General features: G+C 61.4%; 14 protein-coding genes, 5 tRNA genes, 2 pseudogenes and 1 riboswitch. Of the genes and pseudogenes, 10 read left to right on the top strand and 11 right to left on the bottom strand.

Features of this window, described 5'->3' with window-relative positions; genetic code table 11:
- Both CAK78_RS19550 and CAK78_RS19545 read left to right on the top strand, forming a co-directional pair.
- On the top strand, positions 1-286 hold a 286-nt coding region (locus CAK78_RS19550; protein ID WP_141214179.1), incomplete at its 5' end, for a transposase.
- A gap of 27 nt (positions 287-313) precedes the next feature.
- Positions 314-389, top strand: a tRNA-Gly gene (locus tag CAK78_RS19545).
- A 379-nt stretch (positions 390-768) separates the two neighbouring features.
- Here the strand turns inward: CAK78_RS19545 and CAK78_RS19540 are convergent.
- The 3 genes from CAK78_RS19540 to CAK78_RS19530 all read right to left on the bottom strand — a co-directional run bounded on the left by CAK78_RS19540 (position 769) and on the right by CAK78_RS19530 (position 4,120).
- Positions 769-978, bottom strand: coding sequence for a cold-shock protein (locus tag CAK78_RS19540; protein ID WP_005297820.1), 210 nt, complete (start codon positions 976-978; stop codon positions 769-771).
- A gap of 272 nt (positions 979-1,250) precedes the next feature.
- Positions 1,251-1,913, bottom strand: a complete 663-nt coding sequence (locus CAK78_RS19535; RefSeq protein WP_094698375.1) for a LysM-like peptidoglycan-binding domain-containing protein — start codon at positions 1,911-1,913, stop codon at positions 1,251-1,253.
- Between the two features lie 98 nt (positions 1,914-2,011).
- Positions 2,012-4,120, bottom strand: coding sequence for a methyl-accepting chemotaxis protein (locus CAK78_RS19530; RefSeq protein ID WP_176452861.1), 2,109 nt, complete (start codon positions 4,118-4,120; stop codon positions 2,012-2,014).
- Between the two features lie 260 nt (positions 4,121-4,380).
- Here CAK78_RS19530 and gltX point away from each other — a divergent pair, with 260 nt between their 5' ends.
- The 6 genes and pseudogenes from gltX to CAK78_RS19500 all read left to right on the top strand — a co-directional run bounded on the left by gltX (position 4,381) and on the right by CAK78_RS19500 (position 6,607).
- Positions 4,381-5,796, top strand: a complete 1,416-nt coding sequence (gene gltX, locus CAK78_RS19525) for a glutamate--tRNA ligase (RefSeq protein ID WP_094698373.1) — start codon at positions 4,381-4,383, stop codon at positions 5,794-5,796.
- A gap of 11 nt (positions 5,797-5,807) precedes the next feature.
- Positions 5,808-5,942: pseudogene (locus CAK78_RS23455) on the top strand (glutamyl-tRNA synthetase); the annotation flags it as partial.
- Positions 5,943-6,178: 236 nt separating this feature from the next.
- A tRNA-Ala gene (locus tag CAK78_RS19515) sits at positions 6,179-6,254 on the top strand.
- Positions 6,255-6,282: 28 nt separating this feature from the next.
- Positions 6,283-6,358 (top strand) — tRNA-Ala (locus CAK78_RS19510).
- Between the two features lie 63 nt (positions 6,359-6,421).
- Positions 6,422-6,497: transfer RNA gene (locus CAK78_RS19505), tRNA-Ala, on the top strand.
- 34 nt (positions 6,498-6,531) lie between these two features.
- Positions 6,532-6,607: transfer RNA gene (locus CAK78_RS19500), tRNA-Ala, on the top strand.
- Between the two features lie 134 nt (positions 6,608-6,741).
- Here the strand turns inward: CAK78_RS19500 and CAK78_RS19495 are convergent.
- The gene (locus CAK78_RS19495; RefSeq protein ID WP_094698372.1) at positions 6,742-8,886 is read right to left on the bottom strand and encodes an ExeM/NucH family extracellular endonuclease; all 2,145 of its coding nucleotides are present in this window, start codon (positions 8,884-8,886) and stop codon (positions 6,742-6,744) included.
- 296 nt (positions 8,887-9,182) lie between these two features.
- A riboswitch (cyclic di-GMP riboswitch) is annotated at positions 9,183-9,268 on the top strand.
- A gap of 115 nt (positions 9,269-9,383) precedes the next feature.
- Between CAK78_RS19495 and CAK78_RS19490 the strand changes: the two genes are divergently transcribed.
- The gene (locus CAK78_RS19490) at positions 9,384-12,419 is read left to right on the top strand and encodes a glycosyl hydrolase family 18 protein (protein WP_441296594.1); all 3,036 of its coding nucleotides are present in this window, start codon (positions 9,384-9,386) and stop codon (positions 12,417-12,419) included.
- 266 nt (positions 12,420-12,685) lie between these two features.
- Here the strand turns inward: CAK78_RS19490 and CAK78_RS19485 are convergent, their stop codons facing one another.
- From CAK78_RS19485 to CAK78_RS19455, 7 genes are all read right to left on the bottom strand, one after another.
- Positions 12,686-13,921: a tetratricopeptide repeat protein gene (locus CAK78_RS19485; protein ID WP_094698370.1), complete on the bottom strand. Its 1,236-nt coding sequence runs from the start codon at positions 13,919-13,921 to the stop codon at positions 12,686-12,688.
- Between the two features lie 11 nt (positions 13,922-13,932).
- On the bottom strand, positions 13,933-14,568 hold the full coding sequence (locus tag CAK78_RS19480) for an energy transducer TonB (RefSeq protein ID WP_094698369.1): 636 nt from the start codon (positions 14,566-14,568) through the stop codon (positions 13,933-13,935).
- A gap of 16 nt (positions 14,569-14,584) precedes the next feature.
- On the bottom strand, positions 14,585-14,992 hold the full coding sequence (locus tag CAK78_RS19475; protein WP_005297833.1) for an ExbD/TolR family protein: 408 nt from the start codon (positions 14,990-14,992) through the stop codon (positions 14,585-14,587).
- Between the two features lie 67 nt (positions 14,993-15,059).
- On the bottom strand, positions 15,060-15,587 hold the full coding sequence (locus CAK78_RS19470; protein WP_005297834.1) for a MotA/TolQ/ExbB proton channel family protein: 528 nt from the start codon (positions 15,585-15,587) through the stop codon (positions 15,060-15,062).
- Between the two features lie 10 nt (positions 15,588-15,597).
- Positions 15,598-16,971 (bottom strand): MotA/TolQ/ExbB proton channel family protein, encoded by a 1,374-nt coding sequence (locus tag CAK78_RS19465; protein WP_094698367.1) that lies wholly within the window; start codon positions 16,969-16,971, stop codon positions 15,598-15,600.
- The gene (locus CAK78_RS19460) at positions 16,968-17,732 is read right to left on the bottom strand and encodes a DUF3450 domain-containing protein (RefSeq protein ID WP_094698366.1); all 765 of its coding nucleotides are present in this window, start codon (positions 17,730-17,732) and stop codon (positions 16,968-16,970) included. The genes CAK78_RS19465 and CAK78_RS19460 overlap by 4 nt, the downstream gene beginning before the upstream one ends.
- 110 nt (positions 17,733-17,842) lie before the next feature.
- Complete coding sequence (locus CAK78_RS19455) at positions 17,843-20,479, bottom strand: TonB-dependent receptor plug domain-containing protein (protein ID WP_094698364.1); 2,637 nt, start codon at positions 20,477-20,479, stop codon at positions 17,843-17,845.
- A gap of 33 nt (positions 20,480-20,512) precedes the next feature.
- Between CAK78_RS19455 and CAK78_RS19450 the strand changes: the two are divergent.
- Positions 20,513-20,732: pseudogene (locus CAK78_RS19450) on the top strand (IS5/IS1182 family transposase); the annotation flags it as partial.

Genomic DNA, 20,732 nt, shown 5'->3' with positions numbered 1-20,732 from the left:
GGCCAATTGTGAGCACCTGGGTGTTGTCACCGGGGGCAACCTTGACTTGCTGGATCATCCGGCATTCAACTGGGTAAACACGATGATAGGGAATGTGAAGAACTCGCTGCGGGGCAGTTGCCATACGCTCGGAGCGAAGCATTTACCGAGACATCTTGCTGAATACTGCTTCCGGTTTAATCATCGTTTTGACCTCAAAAGCATGTTGGTTGAATTGGGGCATGCAGTCGTGGCAAGCCCTCCGATGCCATATCGGCTCTTGAAGCTGGCTGAGGGTCATGGGTAATCAGGTATGTGTAAGTGACATTCCGTTGCGGGAATAGCTCAGTTGGTAGAGCACGACCTTGCCAAGGTCGGGGTCGCGAGTTCGAGTCTCGTTTCCCGCTCCAATCTTTCTTCAAATTCAATCTCTCTCCCCCAAGTTCACGAATCCAGTTGCTCAATACAATTGCTGCCACATTCAGTTGGTAGAGCATGATCCGCGCTTGCCAAGGCTGGGGTCGCGAGTTCGAGTCTCGTTTCCCGCTCCAATCTCTCTTAGAAGTCCTCACCATCCATTTGAATTGTCCATTACATCGCGCTGCGATGATTTGTCGTATCCTGCGTTCAGCCAGATCAGATCCATGTTTGCTGTACTCGTGTCGTACACAAGGGCGGGGAGAGCAGTTGCTGCTGTGGGTGAGCTGATGAATGTGGCGGGGAAGGGGAAATGGCAGGCAAAAAAATAGGAGGGGCGATGGCTCCTCCTACCGGCTCACTGGCGCTGGCTTAGATAACGGTAACGTTCTCAGCCTGAGGACCTTTTTTGCCCTGGGTCACAGTGAACTGTACTTTTTGACCTTCAGCCAGGGTCTTGAAACCGGCGCTCTGGATGGAGGAGAAGTGAACGAAAACGTCCGGTCCCTGGGATTGCTCGATAAAGCCAAAACCCTTGGTCTCATTGAACCATTTTACTTGGCCGGTGCGAATGTCAGACATGTGGTAAGTCCTATCTATAACAAAATGAAACTAAGCCTGGTTGGGCAGCATTTGCCTAGAAAGCAGGGGCTGAAGCATGACTGACCACGTCAATTTGTCCCAGTAGCATGTAGCACAATCCCTGTCTAAAGCACAAACGATTGTACGTGAGCACGATCCCTTGTCAATTTGGCACTTTTCATTTTTTGAGCAAGCTAAAAATATTGTGAAGTCAGTAGCTTGTTTCACGAGAACCGGCCAAAAAAACGGGAGGCGCCAGGCCTCCCGTTTCATCACTCCTTGAGGGCGAACCCTTCGCCCTGTCGGTCGTAGCGATAGATGGCCTGACCGTAGGAGCGGATCTCGACCCGCTGGATGCGGCGGGTGTCGTCCACCAGGATAAAGATGGCGCGGCCAGATTGCAGGCGGGTCAGCGGGCGATCCGGCCCTTCGATGGCAATGAGGCGGCTCAGCTCCGCGCCCGGCAGCTCGAACTTGCGGAAGATGGAGTAGAGGGTCTCGCCGGCCTGCACATCGTGTTGCAGCCAGGTGCCATTGACCTTCTCTTCCACCGGTTTGGCCGCGGCGGGGGCGCTGGCGCCGTTGCCCACGGTGAGGGCCTGGGCCGGCACGGCGATGGGCACCGTCAGCGAACCGGACGGCGCCGCCTTGGGTTCGGTCGGGGCGGGTTCCCAGGCCAGCACCAGCAGCCAGAGTGGGATCAGCACCAGCAGCCCTATGGTGTGCTTGCGGGGCAGCGGGCTGGCCAGTTTGAACTTGCCACTCCTGGGTTCCTGGCCGCGCTGGCCAAGTCCGCTCATGCCCTGGCCGATGCGTTGGCGCAGGGGCAGGGTAGCGGCATTGATACGATGGAGCAGGGATCCTTGTGATTCGTCTTGGCGACGCTGCTGGGCTCGTCTGTTGTGGCCACGGGGGCGACGGTCCGGGGTGGGCACGGCATTTACCTCTCACTACATTGCCTGCCATCAGGCAAATTCGTGCCTATGGTAAACGGACTCGCCCCCGAGGGGGAGAGTCCTGACCGTGAAAATTATCAGCTGAGACGAAATTGTCCCAACAATTGCTGTAAACGCTCGGCCGCCTGACGCAATGCCTGGCTGGCTTTGGCCGTTTCGGTGGCATCCTGGGCGATGTCGTTGGCCAGTGCGTTGGTTTTTGACAGATTGCCGGAGACGGTCTCGGAGACCGAGCTCTGCTCCTCGGCGGCGGAGGCGATCTGGTAGGTCATGTCGTTGATGGTGGAGATGGCCTGATAGATGCTGCCGAGCGCCTCTTCCGCCAGGTCTGCTTCCCCTACCGCCTGATGGGTCCGCTGCTGGCTCTGGTTGATGGCGTTGACCGCGTTGGCCGAGCTGTGGCGGATCTTCTCGATCAGCTCCTGGGTATTCTGCACCGCCTGCTGGGTGTTGCCCGCCAGCTTGCGCACCTCGTCGGCCACCACCGCAAAGCCGCGGCCCTGCTCGCCGGCCCGGGCCGCCTCGATGGCAGCGTTGAGCGCCAGCAGGTTGGTCTGATCGGCGATCCCCTGAATGACGGTGAGGATGCTGGTGATCTGCTCGCTGTCGTGAGCCAGCCCTTCCACCACCTCGGCGCCCTTGCCGGCTTCGGCGGCCACCTTGTGCATCGACTGGATCACCTGCTGGAAGCGTACCTTACCCTGATCCGCCGCACCCTGAGCCTGTTTGGCGGAGTCGGCGGTATTGTTGGCGTGGGTCGCCACCTCCTGGCTGACGTAGGACATCTCCTGCACCGCGGTCAGCATCTGTTCCATCTCCGCCTGGTGGTGCTGCAGGTTGTTGTCGGTCTGGCCGGCGATGCGGTCGGTGTCGCCGGCGTGACGGTTGACCTCGCTGGCGGTCTTGAGCACATCCCCCAGCAGCACCTGCAGCTTGTCGATGAAGCGGTTGATGCCCTTGGCCAAATCCCCCAATTCATCGCGGGACTGGGTATTGAGCCGCTTGGTGAGATCCCCCTCGCCATCGGCGATGTCATCCACCAGGCTCACCATCTGGCGGATGGGGCCTGTGATGCTGCGGGCAATGACCAGCATGGTGGCCAGCGCCAGCGCCAGCACCAGCACCACGACGGCGCCCACCAGTTGCTGGGTCATGGCGGCCCGGTTCATGTCGCCCAGCTGGGCTTCCAGCTGATCGGCTCCGGCCAGCACCACCTTGTAGGGCAGGGTGACGATGATGGCCCAGTTGCGGCTCATGCCCGGCACCGCGATGGGCACCGAGATGCGAAACGCATCGTCGAGCTCCTGGCGCTGTACCTCTGGTTTGAGGTACTGCTGCCAGCCGTTGCCGAGCAGCTTGTCGGCGCGGCTGCCGAGCAGGCTGGCATCCCCGCTGGTGCCGGTGATGACGCCGGCGGCGCTGACGATCAGGGTCTCGCCCTTGCCGTCATAGATGTTGCTGTTGAGGGACTGGGCCTGACGGCTGATGGAGTCCACCGCCAGATCGAGCGCGGCGATTCCCTTGAACTGGCCGCCCACCATGATGGGGGTGGTGATGGTGCTCACCAGCACCTGCTGGCCGTTGATGTCCACCTTGAAGGGGTCGATGAGGCAGGAGCGACCCTCCCGTTTCGGGCAGGCGTAGTAGTCGTTGGCCGGATTGCCAAACTCATCCGGATCGCTCTTCTCGATGGAGAGCAGTAGGTCGGTGCCGATCTGATCCTTGTCACGATAGAAGTAGGGGACGAAGCGCCCCTTGCTGTCGCTGCCAAGGGCGGTCTGACCGGCGAAGCTGGCGTCCTGGCCATCGAAGCCGTTGGGCTCGAAGCCGGCGAAGGCGCCGTAGAGCTGGGGTTCGAGAGCGAGCTGGGCCTTGAGCAGGTCGGTGGCCTGCTGGCGGTCCAGCGGCAGCTTTCCCTCCTGCTGCAGGGCGAGGGCGCTGGCCATCTGCTGGGTATAGGAGAGCCCCTTTTGCAGCAACTGGGTGATGGTGGCGGCCTCGGCACGGGCGTTGGCGCTGACCTTCTGCCAGGCCTCCTGCTGCAGGGCGGCGCGGCTGGAGCTGATGGTCAGCTTCTGGGTCTGTTGACCCGAGTACTGGTTGAGCAGGATCAGGATGACCAGGGCGGCGGTCATGGCGATCCCGGCCATCACCAGAATGCGATTCTGGATAGAACGGAACTGCATCGTCTCTTCCTTGTTGGTGAGCGTTATTTGAATATCGGCCGGAGGAGGCAGCTCTCCAACACTTTGCATAGCAAATAGGAAACGGGGATTTTGTTTTGCGATCCCCTTCAAACATCAGGTGGCAAGGGGCGGGCCGGTGCTTTGTTCCCCCTACTTTGGCTCGTGGCAGCGCCATGGTTTTCCCATCCGTCATTGTCGGTGCTAAAATGCGACGGTTTTTTTAACGAATTGGCCCAAGGCCCTCTACACAAGGCTTAAAGATGAAAGTCAAAACCCGTTTTGCTCCCAGCCCGACCGGCTTTTTGCATGTCGGCGGTGCCCGTACCGCACTCTATTCCTGGTTGTTTGCAAAGAACCAGGGCGGTGAGTTCGTGCTGCGTATCGAGGATACCGACCTGGAACGTTCCACTCAGGAGGCCATCGACGCCATCATTGAGGGCATGGAATGGCTGGAGCTGAACTGGGATGAGGGCCCCTACTACCAGACCAAGCGCTTCGATCGCTACAACGGTCTGATCGACGAGATGCTGGCCGATGGCCGCGCCTACAAGTGCTACTGCTCCAAGGAGCGGCTGGAGGCGCTGCGCGAAGGCCAGATGGCCAACGGCGAGAAGCCCCGCTATGACGGCAAGTGCCGCGACCACGCCCACGATCACCCGGCCGATGCGCCCCACGTCATCCGCTTCCGCAACCCCACCGAAGGCTCCGTGGTGTTCGATGACCACGTCCGTGGCCGCATCGAGTTCGCCAACACCGAGCTCGACGATCTGATCATCCGCCGTACCGACGGCGCGCCGACCTACAACTTCTGCGTGGTGGTCGATGACTGGGATATGGAGATCACCCACGTGGTGCGTGGCGAAGACCACATCAACAACACCCCGCGCCAGATCAACATCTACAAGGCGCTGAACGCGCCGGTGCCTGAGTTTGCCCACGTCTCCATGATCCTGGGTGACGACGGAGCCAAGCTCTCCAAGCGCCACGGTGCTGTCTCCGTGATGCAGTACCGCGACGACGGCTACCTGCCGGAAGCGCTGCTGAACTATCTGGTGCGTCTGGGCTGGTCCCACGGCGATCAGGAGATCTTCAGCCTGGAGGAGATGATCAAGCTGTTCAGCCTGGATGCCATCTCCAAGTCTGCCTCCGCCTTCAACACCGACAAGCTGCTGTGGCTGAACAACCACTACATGCGCAGCCTGGATCCGGCCTATGTGGCCAAGCACCTGGCCTGGCACATGGCCGACCAGAAGATCGACACCAGCAAAGGCCCGGCCCTGGCCGACGTGGTGACCCTGCTGGCCGAGCGCTGCAACACCCTGGTGGAGATGGCCGCCCAGAGCCGCTACCTGTTCGAAGAGTACGAGGCCATCGACGAGGCGGCAGCCAAGAAGCACCTGCGCGGCGTTGCCGCCGAGCCGCTGACCCTGGCCAAGGCCAAGCTGGCTGCCCTGGAAACCTGGACCACCGAAGCGCTGCACGAGCTGATTGAAGCCACTGCTGCCGAGCTGGGTCAGGGCATGGGCAAGGTCGGCATGCCGCTGCGCGTAGCCGTCACCGGGCTGGGTCAGTCCCCTGGCATCGACGCCGTGATGGCGCTGGTGGGCAAGGAGCGGGTACTGGCCCGCATCGACCGCGCCCTGGCGTATATCGAAGCGCGCATGGCTGCCGAGTAAGCTTGCCGTCGCACATTGCCGTCACCGGTCTGGGGTAATCTCCCCCCGCCATCGATGCCGTGATGGCGCTAGTGGGCAAGGAGCGGGTGCTCGCCCGTATCGATCGCGCTCTGGCGTATATCGAAGCGCGCATGGCCGCCGAATAAGCGCCAACCATCGCTTGAAAAAGGGCTCCCGTGCGGGGCCCTTTGTTTTTGGTCAAGGGCCGGTTTTGTGACATAAAACAGCGAGATAGCTGTGCCATTGCCGGTTAAATCGACTAACTGCTTGAATTTTGACTAAACGCGCGAATCGCTGTTATTTTTGGGTTGACAGCAAAGCGGCCGGTGCCTATCATGCGCCTCCGTTGCCGGAGATAACTTTGGTAGCGCCGAGGTGAGTTGGGGTTATAGCTCAGCTGGGAGAGCGCTTGCATGGCATGCAAGAGGTCCGCGGTTCGATCCCGCGTAGCTCCACCAAATTCTCCTCGAACAATCTGGAATCCAAGGGGTTATAGCTCAGCTGGGAGAGCGCTTGCATGGCATGCAAGAGGTCCGCGGTTCGATCCCGCGTAGCTCCACCAGGTTCCTGATTGAAATGAAGTACCCAGGGCAGTGCGGTGTGTATCACCCAGGCCGACCTTTGTGGGGTTATAGCTCAGCTGGGAGAGCGCTTGCATGGCATGCAAGAGGTCCGCGGTTCGATCCCGCGTAGCTCCACCAAATTCAGAGTGACTCAACGTCACTCACACACATCGGGGTTATAGCTCAGCTGGGAGAGCGCTTGCATGGCATGCAAGAGGTCCGCGGTTCGATCCCGCGTAGCTCCACCATCTTTCGTAATGAAAGTAGAAAAGGCCACCGCACTGCGGTGGCCTTTTTGTTTTGCGCTCCGTTCACCGGCCGTGCCGACGATCTATAAAAAAGCCCGCATCGCTGCGGGCTTGTGACTTGATGGCAAGGGTCATCAGCCGTGGCGGCGACGCCAGGCCAGCGGCAGCAGGGCCAGCAGCAGGGCGCCCATGGCACCGCCACCGCCGTTGCTCTCCTCTTTCAGCTTGAGGTCGACGATGATGGGGTCGTGGTCGGAGGCGCTGAACGGGTTGTCCGACTTGATCATGTCGCCGGTGAAGCCCCGGCCGTACTCGAACAGGTTGCTCTCGAACGAGTTGATGTGCCAGTCGGCCACGGCGATCACCTTGCCGGCCAGCGCCGGGTTGGCGAGGGCATAGTCCAGGGTGCCGAGCTCGGCCTCGTAGCTGTAGGAGATGGCCTTCTCCTTGTTGAACTTGACGTTCATGTCCACCAGGCCGTAGCTCTTGGCCACTTCACTGCCGGTCTGCTCAAAGACCTGGTCGCCGAGGAAGGTCTGGGAGGCGGAGACTATCTTGCGCTGACCGTCGGTCGGCACATAGTCGGTCAGCACCCGGATCGCATCTTCCCGGGCGTAGGAGTTGAAGTCGCCCACCAGCAGCACCTGGCCGGGCAGCTTGCTTACCGCCTCGCCCAGCACCTTGGCGGCACTGACCCGGAACTCGGTGCACTTGCCCTGCAGATCGGCCGGCTCCTTGCCGTCCAGGTTCTCCAGGCAGCCGGAGCCCTTGGATTTGAGGTGGTTGACCACCAGGGTCAGCGGATCCTTGCTGCCCTCGACGGTGAAGGTCTGCACCAAGGAGTCACGCTGGGAAGCCTGCTTCTCGACCCCTTTGGCATCCAGGTATTTCTGCACCGGCAGGGTGATGACGTTGGCGTCCCCTTGCGGTGCCAGCTTGGCCGGCCGGTAGAGCATGGCCACCATGATGGCGTCGCTACCGAAGTAGCGCTCGCCCTGCAGCAGTGCCTTGGGCAGGGTGACGAAGGCGTACTGCTTGCCCGCCTCTTTCTGCTGGGCGTTGAGGGCCTGTACCAGGTCGCTGATGGCGGAGTGGCTGTCAAAGCCGTTGTTCTCCATCTCCATCAGGCCGAGCAGGTCGGCATCCATCTCGGTGATGGCGTTGACGATCTTGGCACGCTGCTTCTGGAAATCTTCCAGGTTCTTGGCGCCGCGGTTGCAGCCCTTGGCGCTGTCCGCATCAGCCTGATCCTTGCACAGCACGTTGAGGGCACCGCCCACGCTGGAGTGGCTGGTGAAGTAGTTGAGCACGTTGAAGCTGCCGACGCGCAGATCGGTGCCGTCGGCACGGGTCGGAGCGCTCTGGCGGTCGTTGTCGCTGGTGCGCAGCAGATCGCCGGCGGTGATCACCTGATCCTGCGGCACGATCAGCCGGTACTCGTTGTAGCTGTAACCCACCATGGCGTCCAGATTGACCGGGGCATCGCCGATGCGCAGGTAACCCTGCTCCGGCTCCCAGGCCGGCAGCCAGGGCAGTTTGCCGTCGGCGGCCTTGAAGTCCGATTCGAGGAACACCCGGTTGTTGGCGTTGGCCTTGGCCAGTGCCTTGGCGGCCTTGCTGTCGGCGTCGTGCAGCTGAGTCGGCTTCATCAGCGGCGCCTGGTGGGAGAGCACCAGGTTGTTGCGTCGGGCGGCGTAGTCATAGCTGAAGTTGCGGCTGATTTTGAGCGCGCTGTCGGCATCGAGCCTTACCCGCATCCCTTCGTGGCGCTCCAGCGCCCGGGCCAGGGTCTCGTTTTCCAGCACCCGCAGCGGGATGGCGGCCGGGGCTGCGCCCTGGGCGATCACCTGCAGGCGCGGGGTGCCGCTGTCAGCCAGTGGCTTGAGCTGGGTATGGCCGTAATACTCCTCGACCTTGGCCTCAAGGCAGACTTCGGCGCCCGGCTTGATGTCCGGGTATTTGCTGGCGAAGTTCTTGTCGTTGAGGTAGACGAAGATGCCGTCCGAGGTCTGGGGGTTGCCGTCGCCCTGCACATCCAGCAGGTAGAACCCCTTGTTGAGGCTCTCGCCCAGACCCGAGACCACCGCCTTGACCATGACGCTCTGGGGGCTTTCGAACTTGCCGGCGGGAATGAGCGGGCTCTTGTCACCGCTGCCCTGAATGACCGGGATCGGGGTGAGGTCGCTGTCGGCCGGGCAACTGAAGCCGGCGGCATAGACGGACGGAGAGGCGAGCGCAATCCCCACGGCCAGCGACAGCAGGGTACGTGTTCCTTTCATATCTGTTCCTTTTTTATTTTTTGCCAGTGTTTCCATAGCCTTGGCGCATCGGCCAAGGGCGCGCATTGTCACATTTCTGGCATGTCGTACCAGTGAGCCAACGCACATTACGGGGATACAAATGAGGGCAATGCCGGTTTTTTTGACTTGGCTAACAGCATGAAACTAATGGCAAATTTGTTATTTCATCCGATTGGCGAAAATGTGATCCCGCTGGCATCCACATATTTTTCCTCGAGAATGAAGATTGAGACTCGGCTGGTTGATTCCTATACTCGGCTTGTTCCTCACGGAACCCAGGTAAAGGGCAAACCGGCCGAGACGCCGGGACGCAATGCCTCCGGTCTTCAGATCGTGCGATCCAGATAGCGGGGCTTCCCAGGGTGAGGGTGACGTTTGTGGCAGGTCCATTGCCAGTTGTCTGCGCCCATCACGCAGGTTGCGCTTGTGCTTTGCCTTGGAGACCAATGCCAAGACAAAACAAGGAAGATAACAATATGCAACAGACCCTAAGGCCCAGCAGGCTTGCCATGCTGGTGGCTTTGGCTGCCATGCCCGCCTGGGCGCAGGCCGCCTATCCCGCCTATCAGGCCGGTACCGCCTACAAGGCCGGCGACATCGTCAGCAACGTCGGCAATCTCTATGAGTGCAAAGAATTTCCCTACTCCGGCTGGTGCGGGGCCTCGCCCTATCACTATGAGCCCGGGGTGGGGGTCGTCTGGGCCGATGCCTGGAAACTCTATGGCGGGGAGGTGCCGCCTCCGGCGCTCGGCGTGGCCGTCAGCTCGCCGGCTGCCGGCGCCAGTGTCAACGAAGGGGCCAGCGTCGCGCTGGCGGTGACCCTGAGCGGCCCGGTGACGGCGTTGGTCAAGGTCGAGTACCTCATCGACGGCACCCTGGTCGCCACGGCGAGTGCCTCGCCCTGGAATGGCAGCTGGCGTGCCGCCGGTGTCGGCGCTCACGCCCTCAAGGCGCGGGCGCTGGATAAAGACGGCAAGGTGCTGAGCGAAGCGGATTCCAGCTTCAAGGTCGCCGCCGTGGTGGCGCCAGAGGCACCCAAGGTGAGCATCGCGAGCCCCGCCGCCGGCGCCAAGGTGACTCTGGGTCGCAGCGTGGCGGTGAGCGGCAACGTCACCGATGCCAACGACGACGTCGCCAAGGTTGAGCTGTTCGTCGATGGCAAGAAGGTGGGAGAGGACACCAGCGCTCCCTGGCAGGTGAACTGGACGCCCCAGAGCAAGGGGCTGGCCGGCCTCAAGCTGGTGGCGACCGACAAGGAGAACCTGAGCGGCGAGTCGGCCCAGGTCGATGTGCAGGTGGAAGAGGCCGCCCTGCCGCCCACCGGTGGCAACCTCTCCTGCGACATTCGCCAGATCTACCGCCCGGATGGCTACGAGTGCATGGGGGATGACCACGCCCGCCGGGTCATCGGTTACTTCACCTCCTGGCGTACCGGCAAGAACGGCTTGCCCTCCTACCTGGTGAGCGACATCCCCTGGGACAAGATCACCCACATCAACTACGCCTTCGCGGCGGTGGACGAGCAGAGCCACACCATCAAGGTGGATGACTCGGCGACCAAGATGACCTGGGACGGGGTGCCGGGTGCCGAGATGGATCCGGAGTTTGCCTACCAGGGCCACTTCAACCTGCTGTCCAAGTACAAGAAGCAGTATCCGGACGTGAAGACCCTGATCTCGGTGGGGGGCTGGGCCGATACCCGCGGCTTCTATACCGCCACCACCAAGGGTGACTGCTCGGTCAACACCGACGGCATCAACGCCTTTGCCAACTCGGCGGTGAGCTTCATCCGCCAGTACGGCTTTGACGGGGTCGACGTGGACTACGAGTATCCCACCTCCATGAAGGATGCGGGCAACCCCAACGACTTCCCGCTCTCCAACCAATGCCGCGGCAAGCTGTTTGCCAACTACAAGGTGCTGATGCAGACCCTGCGCAGCAAGCTCGACAGCGCCGGCAGCGAGGATGGTCGCAAGTACATGCTGACCATCGCCTCGCCGGCCTCGGCCTACCTGCTGCGCGGCATGGAGAACTTCCAGGTCACCCAGTACCTCGACTACGTCAACCTGATGACCTATGACTTCCACGGCGCCTGGAACAACTTCGTCGGTCACAACGCCGCCCTGTTCGACAACAAGGCGGATGCCGAACTCGCTCACTGGGGCGTCTATACCCAGAGCCAGTTTGGCGGCATCGGCTACCTCAACGCGGCCTGGTCTGCCCACTACTTCCGTGGCGCCCTGGCGGCCGGCAAGATCAACGTGGGCGTGCCTTACTACACTCGTGGCTGGCAAGGGGTCAGCGGTGGTACCCACGGTCTGGGCGGCAAGGCCGCACTGCCGAGCCAGAGCGATTGTCAGCCGGGCACCGGTGGCAGCACCATTCCGTGCGGCAACGGGGCGGTCGGCATCGACAACATCTGGCACGATCTCGACAAGAACGGCAAGGAGATCGGCGGCGGTGCCGTGCCCATGTGGCACGCCAAGAACCTGGAGAACGCCGCCAGCCTGGGTATCACCACCATGCCGAGCTACGGTCAGGCCTGGGGTCTGGATCCCAACAACCCAGCTCACGTGATGCAGGGCAAGTACGTGCGTTACTACGATGACAAGGCGCAGGCACCTTGGCTGTGGAACGAAGAGAAGAAGGTGTTCCTCTCCACCGAGGATGAAGAGTCCATGGGCCACAAGCTCGACTACATCATCAAGCGCGGCCTGGGCGGGGTCATGTTCTGGGAGATGGCGGGTGACTACGCCTTCGATCCGGCCAAGAACGAGTACGGCATGGGGGATACCCTGACCACGCTCGCCTACGACAAGTTTGCCAAGGCGACCAAGTACGACACCAGGCAGAACGATCTGGCGGCGCCAACTGCCCAGCTCGACATCGCGGTGAGCCTCTCCGGCTTCAAGGAGGGGGATTCCAACTACCCGATCAACCCGACCCTGAAACTCACCAACAACTCGACCCAGACCATTCCGGGCGGTACCCGCATCGAGTTCCTGGTGCCCACCTCCACCTCTGACACCATCACCGACCAGAGCGGGATGGGGCTGAAAGTGGTGGAGAGCGGCGGCAACCAGAACTCCGACGGCATCGCGGGCGAGAATGACTTCCACAAGGCGGCCTTTACGCTGCCGACCTGGAAGGCGTGGGCGCCGGGCAGCGACGTGGAAGTGGCGATGACCTACTATCTGCCGGCCGCCGGTGTGCCGAGCGGTATCCGCATCATCAGCGGCACCCAGACTGCCGGCCTCAAGGCCGAGTTCCCGACCCTGCCGGAGGCCGTGCTGGGCAGCAGTGGCGGCGGTGAGAACCCGAGCGGTACCACCTGCAGCAGCCAGAACGTCAACCCGGCCGCCTACAAGGCCTATCCGACCTGGCCACAGGGGGATCACGCCAACGGCGGTGATCGTATGACCAACAACAAGGCGGTCTGGCAGGCCAACTGGTGGACCAGCAGCGAGCCCAAGGCGGGCGATGGCAGCTGGAAACTGGTGTGCAGCTACTGATGATCGCTTGAGCGGCAGGCCGGCACTTTGCATGGCCTGTTCTCTCGCAAGGCAATGACCCAATCCGGAGCCCAGGCTCCGGATTTTTTATGGCGGGTAATAAAAGCAGGGGCATAAAAAAGACCGCTCCGGGGAGCGGCCAATTGCCACCAAGGCAATCTGCGGGGTAATCCCCTTGTTGTTGATCGGCAGGGCGGGAGCCCGTCCTGCCGGGTGTTGTTGCGTGCCTTGCCGGGGCGCATGGCCCCGGCCGGCACGCGGCTTGGTTACTGGGTGACGGCGCCGCCCTGCTGCTCTTTCAAGAAGCTGATCCAGGGGGTGGCGCGGCCGCTGACGTTGCCGTTCTGGGCAGCCTGGGTGAAGGCGGAGAGTGCCTCCTTCGGCTTTTGTTGCTCAAAATAGGCGACCCCGGTCAGGAACTTCAGATCCGCCCGCTGCTCGCCGCTGGCGTTGGCGGCAGGCTTGGCGGCGAAGGCCACCAGATCCTGGTAGCGCTTGCTCTGGATCATCATGCGCGCCATCTTCAACTGCAGATCGGCACTGGGGGCCAGCTTGTAGGACTTGGCCAGGGTGTCGATGGCCGGGTCCAGCTCCTTGGCCTGGTGCCAGTAGTTGGCCAGGGTTTTGTAGTTGGCCGCGTTGCTCTCGATGGCTCCTTCCTTCATCGCCTTCTCCATCACGCGGGCGGCGCGGTGGGGAATGCCGGCGAAGGCCAGGTAGTTGGCGAGGCGCTGCAGCTCGCTGGCTTCGGTCAGCATGCCGAGGTTGTAGGCGCCTTCCAGCGCCGCCAGGGCCTTGGCATCGTTGCCCGCCTGCATGTGCATGGCCGACAGCTGGGTCCAGTACTTCTTCTTCTCCGGGTAGCGGTCGACCAATATGGTCAGCACCTCGGTGGCCGGTTTGTACTGTTTCAGCTCGTAGTGGGCCGCCATCTTCAGCAGGTACCAGGACTCCGGCGCCTTGCCCGCGGAGAGCTTGATCGCGTTGTCCACCGCCGGAATGGCTTCTCGATACTGCTTGAGCTGCACATGGGCGTTGGCCAGCGTGATGTAGGCGTGCGGGGTCGGTTTCTCGTCCTTGCCAAGACTCGCGAACCACTGGTTCATGGTGCTGATGGAGGCCTTGAAGTTCCCCTCCGCCATGTAGAGCTGAGCCAGGTTGTAGCGCACCTGCTGGGCCACCGGCTGGGGCAGCCCGCCGGTGGCGATGGCATCGGCGAAGTACTTGGTCGCCTGACCGTACTTCTCCTGCTGCGCCGCCACGAAGCCCAGGGTCTGCAGAATGACCCCCTTGTCGTAGACCCGCTCGCCGGCGCCGGACAGCGCCTCCTGCAGCTTGGCATTGGCCTCGCCGTATTTCTTCTCGGTGATCAGTGCCTGCGCCTTGTTGACCGCACGATAGGCGCGATCAGAGAGGGCTGGCTGCTCGGCGGCCCAACCGGCGGTGCTGAGCAGCACCGCCATGGCGACCGGGGCGAGGATCAGGGTATGTAACTTTTTCATCGCCACCTTCCTTAGTTGACCGCAAACTCGATCTCTTGCTGCATGCGGGAAGCCTGCGGCTTGCCATCCACCATGGCCGGTTTGAACGTCCATTTGGCGATGGTCTTGCGCGCCTCCTTGCCGAGGTCGTAGCTGCGTGGCTCTTCCTTGACGATCCGCACGTTGCTGACGGTGCCGCGCTCGGTGACGGTGAACTCCACCAGCACCTTGCCGGAAGCGAGGCCGGCCAGCGCTGCCTTGCGGGGCATCATGGGCTCGAAGGTCGCCAGCGGAATGGCACCGTTGTTGCCGCCCACGCCACCGCCACCACCGCCGGTGCTGTAAGCACCGAGGGCGTTGCCGCCGCCGATGTTGACCGGGATGTCGAGCTTGGGCATGTCCATGGGGGAGCTATCCATCTGCGGCCGATCCGTGCTCGCCACTTCCATCTCGGGAGGGGGCGGCGGGCGTTTCGGGGGCGGCGGCTTGGGCAGCTCGCGTTGTCTCTCTTGCAGGGTCTCCTGAGGCTTGAGGCGGATGAAGTCGGTCATGGTGACGTCCTCCTTCTCCACCAGCTCCCGGTGATCCGGCGTGATGAGCTTGTTCATTCCCAGGAACAGGAAGAACACCACCACGCAGGAGACCGCTAACGATATCAGGTATCTCATGGCATTCGCTCCGGCATCAGCTGCTCTTGTCGGCGGCGATGGAGATGTTCTGGACACCGGCCATGCGGATCTGATCCATGACCTGGACCACCAGACCGGAACGGGATTCGCTGTCGGCCTGGATCACCACGGCGCTCTCCGGGTTCTCCGCCCGCAGCCGCTCGATATTGGCACGCACGGCACCCACTTCGACGATGCGCTTGTCGACCCAGACCTGGCCGTTCTCGCGGACCGCGACCATGATGTTCCCCTTCTTCACCGTTTCGGCCGTGCTGGCGCTCGGGCGGTTGATCTCCACGCCGGACTCCTTGACGAACGAGGTGGTGACGATGAAGAAGATCAGCATGATGAACACTATGTCCAGCATGGGGGTCAAATCGATGGCCGCCTCATCAGCACTGCTGTCGCTGTGACGTTTTCTCATGGCAAAAACTCCTTGCTTGTTCTGTGCCCCCGCCAGAACCGGGTCCGGCGGGGGAGTGCATCCTGCATCAGCCGTGTTTCAGGTTGTCTTCCAGCTTCTGCACGGCCAGCTTGGCCTTGTGATCGAGCCGGCTGACAAAAAACAGACCGGAAAGGGCGGCAATCATGCCCGCCATGGTCGGTACCGTCGCCTTGGAGATCCCTGAGGCCATTGCCCGCGGGGAGCCGGTGCCGGTGATGGCCAGGGTGTCGAACACCTGCACCATGCCGACCACGGTCCCGAGCAGTCCCATCAGCGGGCAGAGGGCGATCAGCACCTTGATGACCGGCATCCCCTTGTCCACCGCCATGGCCACCCGGGAGACCAGCTCGCGGCGGATCTGCCTGGCAGACCAGGAGAGGTGATCGCTGCGGGCCAGCCAGGCGGCCTTGGTCTGCTTCACCTGTTGCGGGTAGACCGCCATGAAGTAGAACCAGCGCTCCAGCAGCAGGGCCCACATCATCAGGGTCAGGAAGAACAGGGCGACCAGCACGTCGCCCCCCAATCCCAGAAACCGGCGGACCGACTCGACTTCTTCAATCAACCAGAACCACATGGGTGACTCCTTACGCTGCGGCTTTGGAGGCGTGCAGACGTTCCTGGTAACGGGCGACGAAGCCGGCGCTCTGCTCTTCCAGCACCTGGATCAGACGGCGGCTCTGGGTCTGTACGATGGTGTAGAGGAACAGCATGGGCACCGCGACCACCAGACCCTGCATGGTGGTGACCAGGGCTTCGGAGATACCGCCTGCCATCAGCTTGGGATCGCCGGTACCGAACAGGGTGATGGCCTGGAAGGTGGCGATCATGCCGACCACGGTACCCAGCAGGCCCAGCAGCGGGGCGACCGAGGCGATCAGCTTGATGAGGCTGATACCCTTCTCGAACTTGGGCACGTTGCGCAGGATGATCTCGTCGAGCTTGGACTCCAGATCCTCGATGTTGTCGCCACGGTGCGCCTGATAGGCACCCAGCATTTCACCGATGGGGTTGCCCTTGATGATCTGATCGGATTTCAGCTGCTTGCGCATGGAGCCGCCGATGAGGGAGAGGCGAGCACCGCAGAACAGCGCCAGCAGGGTGCCGATGACCCCCAGCGCCAGGATCACGTAGCCCACTGAGCCACCCTGGTCGATACGCTCCTTCAGGGTCGGTGACTGTACCAGCAGGGAGAGGATCACGCCGCGGGACGGGTCGATGAAGATCGGCTTGACCTCGCCGCCACCCTGTTCAAAGGCGGCGATGGGTTCCAGCACGCTGCTTTCGGGTTGACGGGAGAGCTGCTCGAACTTGCCGGTCTCCGGCACGAAGGTCAGGTACTTGCCTTCGGAGAGGGTATTGAACTCGCCGATCTGGGTGACGGTCTTCTCGGCCTGGTTGCCTTCGCCATAAACCACGGTGGCCGGGATCTGGCTCACCTTGCCACCTTCGACCATGCGGCTGAGGGTGGTGGTCCAGAAGGCAGTCAGGTCATCGCTGGAAGGGAGCTCCTTGCTCTCGGCCAGGCGGGTCAGCAGGGCGGTCTGTTCCGGATGCTCGACCCGGCGGGCGGAGGCGTTGAAGATCCCCTTGAACTCGCCGGCGAACTGGCGCAGTACGCCGAACATCTCGCCCATGTTGCCGGAGCGCTGGCGCAGGGTTTCAGTCAGCTCGGTGAGCTGCTTGTCATTGGCATCGAAGGTGGCCTTGAGCTGCTCGCCTTTGGCGATCTCGGCGGTGAGATCCGCCTTGGCCTTGGCCAGCAGGGCGGCCTGCTCGTTCTTGTCGGCCAGGAAGCGGGCTTCCCGCTCCTTGTTGAGCTGGGATTCAGTGGTGCTGGCGGCCTTGACCTGATTGAGCAGGGCGTTCAGATCCACCGGTTTTTCGGCGGCGGTCACCGGCAGGGTGACCAGGGTAGCGCCCGCGATCAGCGAGGCGATGGCAAGTTTGATTCCTTTCATGATGCTTTCTCCGCAGTTTGAACCGGCAGCTTGATGAGGGCGGGAGGCGCCTGCTTCTTGGCGATGCGAAGGCCCTGTTCCACTGCACTGCGATACTCCTGGGGCAACTCTTCCCACTGGCGGGTCTGCTTGTTCCACATGCCGGTTTCCTGGCCGTCCGGGGACTGGTAAAGCAGGGCGATGCGGCCGACGCGCAGGAACTCGTAGGTCTTCTCGCTGCCATCCTTGTCCAGGCTGGCCTTGTAGGACTCGATGGTGCGGCTGAAGCCCTCCTCGATCTGATAGGCCTCCAGGATCTTGCGGTACTTCTCGGAGATGGTGACATCGGCCCGGTTCATCAGGTCGGTCAGGGCCGCCACGCGGTCCTCCCGCTCAACCTTCTGGAACGGCAGATCCAGCGAGACGAACTGGTCGAGGGAGTCGATCATCTTGAGCATCAAGGGCACCACTTCGGTGCTGGTCTGATCGATCTGGGCGATCTGGCGCTGCATGGAGGCCAGTTCGCTGCTCTGGGAGTCGACCATCTTGCCCACCTGCTCGTTGTAGGTACGCAGGCTGTCGACCTGACGCAGGGCGGCCTTGTACTGGGCGAGGGCGGATTCGGCAGACTCGGCGTAGTTGTCGATCTTCTGCTGGGAAACTTTGGATGCATTGTCGGTGGCGGCTTGAGCGTCCACTGCCTGGCTGGCAGAGGCGGCACTCAGATTGAAGCTGGTCAGCAAGGCAGCAGAAACCAGGCTGCCGAGGAGCGCTTTCTTCATTGTAATTGTCCTTGTTTTCATAGGATTACCCTATCTCCGTAACTTCCTTGGACGTTGGGCAAAGCCGGCCCGACCGGGCCGGCTTAGGTTGGTATATCAACGGCAGTTGATTAGAACTTCTGGGTGTAGTCGAGGTAGTAGATACGTCCGTCGATGCTGTACACATCTTCGTCGTAGGTGAAGCCATCGCTCTCGAGGGACGGGCCCGCGTTGAACATGTTCTTCACACCGACCTGGATCTTGCCGTCCCAGGGGGCATCTACACCGACGTTCAGGTTCCAGGTGGTCTGGGAGGCGATATGACCCACTTCCTCACCGGTATCGGCAATGTAGTCCTGGCTCTGGGAGTCGATGTAGCTGGCGCTCAGGTAGGAGTCCATGTTCCACCACTGCGGCACATTGACCCCGACACCAGTGTTGAAGCGCAGCTGCGGTTTACCGTTCTGGCCAATTTTGTCTACAACCGGACCACCGGCATACAGACCTTCCTTGTACTCCAGGATGTAGGTACCACCGAAGTCATAACGAATGGTTGCCACGTTCAGGTCGTATTTGTAGTCAGCCTTGAAATCCAGACCGCTGGTGTTCAGCTCGCCCAGGTTGACCATGGGAGCAATAGCACCCTTGATCTTGCCCTGGCTGTTACGAGTGATGTTGCTGGAGCTACCGTTGTTCAGCTCGTCATAGATGATGGACTGCAGAGAGTTCAACTGGATGACGTCGGTGATTTTGATTGTGTAGTAGTCCAGTGACAGGTTCAGGTCATCCAGCGGGCTGTAGGCCACGCCAAAGTTCCAGGTGTCTGCGGTTTCTTCCTTCAGGTTTTTGTTTGAAGTCCGGGTGGTATCGTACTGTTTGTTGGGGCAATCCGCAGCCGAGATACCGTTTGCTTCGCAGTAGACATAGTCCTTGGCCCAGTCGGCCGAGAAGGAGTCTGCAGAGTAGAGATCACTCAGGCTGGGAGCCCGGAACGAACGGGACCAGGAAGTGCGCAGCATCAGGTTGTCCAGCGGCTGGTAGCGCAGACTGGTCTTGGGCGAGAAGGCACTGCCGAAGTCGCTGTATTTGTCGAAGCGACCGGCCACGTTGAGCTCAATCTGATCCGTGATGGGGACCAGGGACTCGATATAGGCGGCAGTCACGTCACGAACACCGCCGGAGGAGTTGCCGGAAGAGCCGATGATGTTGCCGGCTTCGGACTGGGCGTCGTACTTGTCGGCATAGACCCAGTCGTTGTATTCGGCGCCGGCGTACCAGCTGACCGGCCCGGCCGGCAGTTCTCCCATGTCCCACTGGACACCGGCATACCACTGGTAGAAGTCCATGGTGGAGCGACGGCTGGTATCGGCGGCCATGGAAGCCGTGGTGGAGGCATCAAACTCACCACCGACAAATTTGCCATCCTCGACAGCCTTCTGGGCGGCAGACTTCAGCACATAACCAGTACCGTTTTCCTTGTTGTCGGTCTTGGAGTACATGTAGCCGGCGTTCCACTGCATGTCACCAACGCTTTCGGTAGCAATGGTGCCCTCAAAACCCAAGTTTATGCTCCCAGTCGTGTCTGTGACCAGGTTGTCACGGGTACCGACGTTGTTGAAGCGGTAGTAGGCGTAAGCGGCTTCCCCCAGGCCTTGGGTTGCGGCGGCATCCAGGCCGTTATCGGTGAAAAACTGCGCATTTTTCGGGTTGGCTGGGTCTATGGTGAAGGCACCAGCAGCCGGAGCAAAACGACCAAAGCTCTCGACCCGGGAACCAATGATCTGGGGCACGAAGTCGACGTTGTCATTGATGTGATAGCGGCCATTCACATAGAGGGTGTCACGGCTGCGAGAGGCTGTCTTGGCGGCAACCTGGCCGTAGTTGAAGTTACAGCCGCCATCGGCGTTTATAAAGGGGTCTTTACAGGTGCCATCAGGATTGGTGGAGCCCGCCAGAGGGCCATATTTCCAGATGGCATCGCCATTGCCGTCCAGGCCTGTGATGCCTTCCACGTTGCGGCCGTAAACGCTGGGGGAATCGTTGCCTTGCTTGGCGAGGTAGTCACGGTCACGGCTGTAGATGACGTCTTTCTTGTCGTGCTCATAGACAGTCATCAGGGAGCCTTTTTCACCGGTAATACCGGCGACGATGGAGCCGCTCTTCTCGTCACCGCCGTCTTCGCTGGGGCTGCCAATTCGCCCTTGGAAGGTCAGACCTTCGTAACCCTCTTTCAGCACCACGTTGACGACGCCGCCGATGGCGTCGGAACCATAGATGGCTGAGCCACCGTCCAGGTTCACTTCCACCCGCTCAACAGCCGCCATGGGGATGGTGTTCAAGTTGATGGAGGTACCGCCCATGGTGGGGGAGCCCGCCACCCGTTTGCCGTTGAGCAGCACCAGAGTGCGCTCAGCGCCGAGACCGCGCAGGCCAACGGTAGACTGAGACTGGAAAGAGCTGCCGGAGGAGGGGGATACGCCGCCGAAGGAGTTGTAGGAGGCTTGTTTCAGGTAGTCGGCCACGGTCTGCTGACCGGATTGTTCGATCTTGGCCTTGCTGACGGAGACGACCGGGGTGGCGCCTTCCACGTCGACACGGGAGATGCGCGAGCCGGTAACCTTGATCTTCTGGAGTTTTTCGACGTTTTGGCCTTCTTCGGCCAAGACAGGGGTGGCCACTACTGCCGCGCTCGCCAAGGCAAACGCAACGGCAGCAGAGAGTCTGCTTTTCCTAAGGAAAGTGCGAACAAGTCCTTGATGTGAGATCATGAACCCCACTTGGCATCAGGGATGAGGTTCAGCATGAGTCACCAGCTCACCTTCGCGGACTGCGAGTTCAATGGCAAACGCCGTAAAACCCGTAAAGAGATATTCTTGGCTCGCATGGAGGCTGTGCTCCCATGGCCAAGGATGCTGGGGGTCATCGAACCCGTCTATCCCAAAGCTGGTAACGGGCGTCGTCCCTACCCACTCGATACCATGCTCCGCATTCACTGTATGCAGCAGTGGTACAACCTCAGCG

It is taken from the genome of Aeromonas sp. A35_P, assembly GCF_002259925.1.
In the GTDB taxonomy this organism is placed as follows: Bacteria; Pseudomonadota; Gammaproteobacteria; order Enterobacterales; family Aeromonadaceae; genus Aeromonas; species Aeromonas dhakensis.
Note: the sequence above shows the minus strand (reverse complement) of the source record. Positions and strands in the feature narration are given on the sequence as shown.

Bases quoted from the DNA above. Each gene is read 5' to 3' on its own strand.
- CAK78_RS19540 (WP_005297820.1), bottom strand. From the start codon at position 978: ATGTCTGACATTCGCACCGGCCAAGTAAAATGGTTCAATGAGACCAAG.
- CAK78_RS19530 (WP_176452861.1), bottom strand. From the start codon at position 4,120: ATGCAGTTCCGTTCTATCCAGAATCGCATTCTGGTGATGGCCGGGATC.
- gltX (WP_094698373.1), top strand. From the start codon at position 4,381: ATGAAAGTCAAAACCCGTTTTGCTCCCAGCCCGACCGGCTTTTTGCAT.
- CAK78_RS19495 (WP_094698372.1), bottom strand. From the start codon at position 8,886: ATGAAAGGAACACGTACCCTGCTGTCGCTGGCCGTGGGGATTGCGCTC.
- CAK78_RS19490 (WP_441296594.1), top strand. From the start codon at position 9,384: ATGCAACAGACCCTAAGGCCCAGCAGGCTTGCCATGCTGGTGGCTTTG.
- CAK78_RS19485 (WP_094698370.1), bottom strand. From the start codon at position 13,921: ATGAAAAAGTTACATACCCTGATCCTCGCCCCGGTCGCCATGGCGGTG.
- CAK78_RS19480 (WP_094698369.1), bottom strand. From the start codon at position 14,568: ATGAGATACCTGATATCGTTAGCGGTCTCCTGCGTGGTGGTGTTCTTC.
- CAK78_RS19475 (WP_005297833.1), bottom strand. From the start codon at position 14,992: ATGAGAAAACGTCACAGCGACAGCAGTGCTGATGAGGCGGCCATCGAT.
- CAK78_RS19470 (WP_005297834.1), bottom strand. From the start codon at position 15,587: ATGTGGTTCTGGTTGATTGAAGAAGTCGAGTCGGTCCGCCGGTTTCTG.
- CAK78_RS19465 (WP_094698367.1), bottom strand. From the start codon at position 16,971: ATGAAAGGAATCAAACTTGCCATCGCCTCGCTGATCGCGGGCGCTACC.
- CAK78_RS19460 (WP_094698366.1), bottom strand. From the start codon at position 17,732: ATGAAGAAAGCGCTCCTCGGCAGCCTGGTTTCTGCTGCCTTGCTGACC.
- CAK78_RS19455 (WP_094698364.1), bottom strand. From the start codon at position 20,479: ATGATCTCACATCAAGGACTTGTTCGCACTTTCCTTAGGAAAAGCAGA.